The organism is Selenihalanaerobacter shriftii (genome assembly GCF_900167185.1).
Classification (GTDB): Bacteria; Bacillota; Halanaerobiia; order Halobacteroidales; family Acetohalobiaceae; genus Selenihalanaerobacter; species Selenihalanaerobacter shriftii.
In genome coordinates this window covers 1-1744 of the sequence record NZ_FUWM01000051.1, presented here as the reverse complement: position 1 = coordinate 1744, position 1744 = coordinate 1, and the positions used below count along the sequence as shown (strand labels likewise).

At 36.2% G+C, this 1744-nt stretch carries 1 protein-coding gene; it reads right to left on the bottom strand.

Going from position 1 to position 1744, the window contains the following annotated elements:
- Nucleotides 1-126: 126 nt before the first annotated feature.
- Nucleotides 127-1593 (bottom strand): trimethylamine methyltransferase family protein, encoded by a 1467-nt coding sequence (locus B5D41_RS13935; protein ID WP_078811226.1) that lies wholly within the window; start codon nucleotides 1591-1593, stop codon nucleotides 127-129.
- Between the last annotated feature and the right edge of the window lie 151 nt (nucleotides 1594-1744).

Below are 1744 nucleotides of genomic sequence, written 5' to 3'. Positions count from 1 at the left end.
TTGCCTCTTGAGTAAGACCAACTACTCTATCAACCTCACCAGCAATTACACCATCGCTTAACTTCTCAAAATCTGACATTATTTTTCCTCCTTTTGAACTAATTTTATATCACTAACTAATCTATTTTACTCATCTTTATTTCTCTTTTCAGCATTTTCAACAATTTCATCAAGACGCTTAAGAATATCTTCTGAAAGTGGTTCCGCTTGATGCTCTTTAAGAATTTTTTGAGTCTTATCAATAACTCGCTCACCCATAGTAGTGCCACCATCATTTTTCCAACCAGGATATCGTTGACGATTAATTAATTCTGGGAACCAAGTCTCATCCTTAAAATGTTTCATTGTATGGTCTTGAGCAATGAAATGACCACCTGGCCCTACTTCATCAATAACATCCGTAGCCAAATGTTCCTTATCAACTTTAATACCTTTCATAATTCTTTTAACCATACCGATGATTTCGTCACCCATTACTAGCTGATATAAGGAACCAGTAGAACCATATTCAGTATATCCTACATCATGTACTAAGTTAGCTCCCGATTGAGCAGCAGTTAAAATGCTCATTGCTGCTTCTCCTGCAGCCTGCCCATCTAAAGTACAAGAATCTGTACAACCAGCAGTTCCAAAGACTGGAATTCCCATATGATGAGCTACTTCTGCAATACCAGATTGTAAAGCTAAGAACTCTGGAGAACCATAAGAGAATACAGTACTATTCATATCCATGATAGTATATACTCCACCCATGATAAATGGGTTTCCTTTATTTAAATGTTGGTTTGCAACAAGGCCTACTAAACTATCAGCTATGCCTAATGCTAATGTTCCAGCCAATGTCGCCGGAGTAGTACCACCGGACATAACACATGGTGTATAAATAATAGGTAATTTATACTTACCTGCATAAGTAGCCTTAGCAATTGCCTCTTTTGAATGAATCAATGGAGGTGTTGGTTCTGAATAAAGAGCAATAAATGGATTCTTTTGTAACTCCTCCATTCCACCAGCCACTACTGCAGCCATTTCAATAATATCTTCATACTGGTCTATGTCAAATCCCCAATGAAAGATAGGCTTAGTAGTATTTCGGATCATAGCATCAAAAGAATGAATATCAGACAATGATATTGTTACATCATCTGGAGTACCTAAATCCATTACAAAATCAATATTTGGTAAGTAATCACATGTTTTTGCTACATCAGCCTTATCCTCTTTTTTAGGCTTTCTTCTTTCTCCAGTCATCGGATCTATGTAATAATTATTAGTTGGTCCTGGTCCATAATAAGTATTATTTCCTTCAGCAATTATTGATCTATCGCCATTACGATCACAAAAAACAACTCGAGAAGGTGCTGAATTTACCGCAGCTTGAGTTACTCCTGAAGGAAATCTTACTTTTTCTCCCTCAACCCAACAACCTGCATCTTCAAGCACCTCAAGAGTCTCTTCATCATGAACTACAGCTCCAGTTCTTTCTAAAATTTCAACAGCCGCTAAATAAATTTTCTCACACTCTTCCTCACTAAGACTAGAGAAGTTAACTTTCTGATTAATTTTATAATTACTTCTTACCATTCTTTCCATAAACTCATCTCTCCTTTCACAGAATATCTATCATCAATTTAGCTTAATTAATTAGAATAATTAACCAATTAATTCTAAAGCTTGATCTTTAGCTGAAGCAGCATCCGGAGACCAACCATCTGCATTAATTTCTTCAGCAAAATCCGGAGTT